The 3,769-nt window shown below is 75.2% G+C and carries 2 protein-coding genes; both read right to left on the reverse strand.

Annotated elements, in window-relative coordinates; all coding sequences use genetic code 11:
• The coding region (locus tag GL263_RS23185) for a cation-translocating P-type ATPase (RefSeq protein WP_182857693.1) at nucleotides 1-2,386 on the reverse strand (2,386 nt) is incomplete at its 3' end.
• 8 nt (nucleotides 2,387-2,394) lie between these two features.
• On the reverse strand, nucleotides 2,395-3,333 hold the full coding sequence (locus GL263_RS23190; RefSeq protein WP_182857694.1) for a universal stress protein: 939 nt from the start codon (nucleotides 3,331-3,333) through the stop codon (nucleotides 2,395-2,397).
• Nucleotides 3,334-3,769: the final 436 nt, after the last annotated feature.

Raw genomic sequence — 3,769 nt, forward strand, 5'->3', positions numbered from 1 at the left:
GGCGGGTCATGATCTCCCGCTCCTTCGGTTCGAAGGCGAGCATCAGACCGAGGGCGACCGCGGTGGTCATGTTGATCCACAGGATCTGCGTCGGCATGATCGGCAGTGTGGCGCCCGCCAGCACGGCGGCGAGGATGACCAGTCCCTGCCCCATGCTGGTGGGAAGAGTCCAGACGATGAACTTCGTCAGGTTGTCGAAGACGCCCCGGCCCTCCTCGACGGCGGCCTCGATCGTCGCGAAGTCGTCGTCGGTGAGCACCATGTCGGCGGAGTCCTTGGCGACCTCGGTGCCGCCCTGGCCCATCGCCACGCCGATGTTCGCCTGCCGCAGCGCGGGGGCGTCGTTGACGCCGTCGCCGGTCATCGCCACCACGTGGCCGCGCTGCTGCAGCGCCTCCACGAGGCGGAGCTTCTGCTCCGGGGAGACGCGGGCGAAGACCCGCGCGTCGTCGACCGCGTCGGCGTACGCGTCGGGCGGCAGCGCCGCCAGCTCCGCGCCGGTCAGCACCAGCGGCCGCGGCGCCGGGCCGTCGGCGTCGGCTGCGCGGCCGGGTTCCGTCGGCGGGGGCAGCAGGCCGAGCTGGGCGGCGACGGCGGAGGCCGTGCCCACATGGTCGCCGGTGATCATCTTCACCGCCACGCCCGCCGTGTGGCAGGCGCGTACGGCGTCCACCGCGGCCGCGCGCGGCGGGTCGAACATCGCGACAAGACCGGTCAGCACCAGCCCGGTCGGCGGGCTGTCGGGGTCGTCCAGAGCGTCCGGGCCGACGCCGGGCCGCATCGCGGTGGCCAGCACCCGCAGGCCCGTCCCGGCCAGTTCGTCGGCGGCCCGCAGCACCGCGGCCCGGTCCAGCGGGCGCCGCCGGCCGTCCGCGTCGAACTCCTCCTCGCACAGCGCGGCCACCCGCTCGACCGCCCCCTTCAGCAACAGCACATGGCCGTCGCCACCACCGGCCCCGTCCGCGCCGCCCGCAACGTCCGCGCCGTCCGCACCGTCCGCACCGTCGACGTTCCGGTGCAGGGTCGCCATGTAGCGGCGGTCCGAACTGAACGGGACGGCGGCGACGCGGGGCAGGCGCTCGCCCGGTCGCCCGCCGTCCACGCCCCCCTTGCGGGCGAGCGCGAGCAGCGCGCCCTCGGTGGGGTCGCCGACGACATGCCAGCGTCCGCCCTCCTCGGCGAGCGTCGCGTCGTTGCACGCGCCGGCGACCAGCAGGGTCCACCGCAGCGAGGTGTGGTCGGCCGGGCGGACGGGCGTGCCGGCGAGGTCGTGCACGCCGCCCGCCGGCGCGTAGCCGGTCCCGGTCGCCCGGAACGTCTGCTCCGGCGTCCACACCGTGGTGACGGTCATCTGGTTCTCGGTCAGCGTGCCCGTCTTGTCGGAGCAGATCACCGTCGTGCTGCCGAGCGTCTCCACCGCGGGGAGGCGACGGATGACGGCCCGGCGCCGGGCCATCCGGGCCACCCCGATCGCCAGCGTGATCGTCACGGCCGCCGGCAGGCCCTCCGGGATCGCGCCGACCGCGAGCGCCACGGCAGCGGTGAACATGTGCGCCGGCTCCTCGCCGCGCGCCATGCCGAAGGCGAACGTGACGCCCGCGAGCAGCAGGATCACCACGGTCAGCAGCTTGCTGAAGTCGGCGAGCTTGGCGGTCAGCGGCGTGGCGAGGGTGTCGGCGGCGCCGACGAGGCGGTGGATCTCGCCGATCTCCGTCTCGCCGCCGGTCGCCACGGCGATGCCGACACCGCGCCCGGACGTCACGAGGGTGCCGGAGTGCACGGTGTTGCGGCGGTCCGCGACCGGCGTGTCGACGTCCAGGACGGCCTCGTCCTTCGCCACCGGCTCGGACTCGCCGGTCAGCGCGGACTCGTCCGTCCGCAGCTCGGTGCCGCGCAGCAGCCGCAGGTCGGCCGGCGCCTTGTCGCCGGCTTCGACCACGACGAGGTCCCCCGGCACCAGTTCCTCCGACGGCACCTGCCGCTCCAGGCCGTCGCGCACCACCGTCGCCGTCGCGACCTGCATCGACCGCAGACTGTCCAGCGCCGCCTCGGCCTTGGACTCCTGGACGAACCCGATCGCCGCGTTGATCAGCACCACCGCGAAGATCACCGACGCGTCCACGTACTCGCCGATGCCCGCCGTGATCGCCCCGGCCGCCAGCAGCACGTAGATCAGCGGGTGGTGGAACTGCGCGAGCACCCGCAGCAGCGGGCCCCGCCGCGCCGCCGCCGGCAGCACGTTCGGGCCGAAGCGGGCCAGCCGCAGCTCCGCCTCCCGCCGGCTCAGGCCCCGTTCGGGGTCGGTCGCCAGCAGCAGCACGATCTCGTGCGCGGCCAGTCCGTGGTGGTGGCCGGCCACCCCGTCGGCGTTCACGGCGGTGGTCATCGGCTACCTCACCCGCCCAGCTCGGGCGAGGGCTTCTCGGCCCGAACGATTGCCACCGGGCTCTCCGCGTGGTGCAGCAGGGCCTGGCTCACCGACCCGAGCAGCAGCCCGGTGAAGCCGCCCCTGCCGCGCGCCCCCACCACCGTCAGCTGGGCCTGGCGGCTGGTCTCGATGAGCACCGGGCGGGCCCGTCCGGTCAGCAGCTTCCGCGTCACCCGCACGTCCGGGTAGCGCTCGGCGCAGCCGGCCAGCGCCTCCGCGAGCAGCCGCTCCTCCGCGTCCCGCAGCCGGTCCGGGTCGTAGACGGCGTTCGGCGGGTCTGCCGGGCCGACGTACAGCCGCTCGTTCCAGACGTGGCAGGCCAGCAGCTCCGCGCCGCGCAGCGACGCCTCCGCGAAGGCGAACTCCACGGCGGCCGCGCCCGCCGGCGAACCGTCCACGGCGAGCAGCACCGGGCCGTCCGCCACCGGAGCCCCGCGCACGACCAGCACCGGGCACTTGCCGTGCGCGGACAGGTGCACAGCCGTCGAGCCCAGCAGCAGCCCGATGAAGCCGCCCATGCCGCGGCTGCCGACGACCACCAGCCGGGCGAACTCCGACTCCTTCTCCAGCACGGTCAGCGGTTCGCCGGTGATCAGTGTGGACGTCGTCTCGACGTCCGGTTCGGCCTTCGCGGCGTGCGCGACGGCCTCCCGCAGCAGCCGCAGGGCCTCGTTCCGCAGCCCGCCGTCCGGCGGGCCGAGCGGCGACGCCTCCAGCGGCACGCGCAGCATCGGCCACAGGAACGCGTGCACGATCCGCAGCGCGCAGCCGCGCATCCGCGCCTCGCGTGCGGCCACCGCCACCGCCGCCAGACTGGACGGTGAACCGTCCACCCCCACCACGACCTGGCCCTTCCGGCGCTTGTCGTCCGTCTTGGCCACCAGCGTCGTCTCGAACTCCGTCATCGTCTTACCTCCTCGCTCGATCTTCTTGCCCGTCCGGGCCGCCCGCCAACGGGCCGATGGTCCGCCCCACCGGGCCGTTCGGCCCTCCCGCGTAGCGGACCGACCGCCGAGAAGCCCGCCACGGCCGGGTGGCGGGCACAAGCGGGCACAAGCGGGATAAAGGGGGGCCGCGTGGCAACAGCCGGCGCGCTCCACGAACGGCCGACGGTCCGACGCTTCGACGGGAGGCACCGAGAGGCGGCCGTCCGCGCGATCCCGACATCGACCTGGCCGGCCCACACCGCGCGCCCGACCCGTCGGAGGCCGCCCACCACGCCGTCTCCCGCAGCCGCGTCCGGAGCTCGTCGGCGACAAGAGCGCGGCGGCGCGGGGTGGGGCGCGGAGCCGGCCGGTTCGGGCGTGGCGGGCTCCGCGCCCACCGGGGTCGGTCAGAGGG

Origin of the sequence: Streptomyces durbertensis, from assembly GCF_014156695.1 — a bacterium.
In the GTDB taxonomy this organism is placed as follows: Bacteria; Actinomycetota; Actinomycetes; order Streptomycetales; family Streptomycetaceae; genus Streptomyces; species Streptomyces durbertensis.

What these genes read in the sequence shown, in the direction of transcription:
- GL263_RS23190 (WP_182857694.1), bottom strand. Translation starts at nt 3,333, where the DNA reads ATGACGGAGTTCGAGACGACGCTGGTGGCCAAGACGGACGACAAGCGC.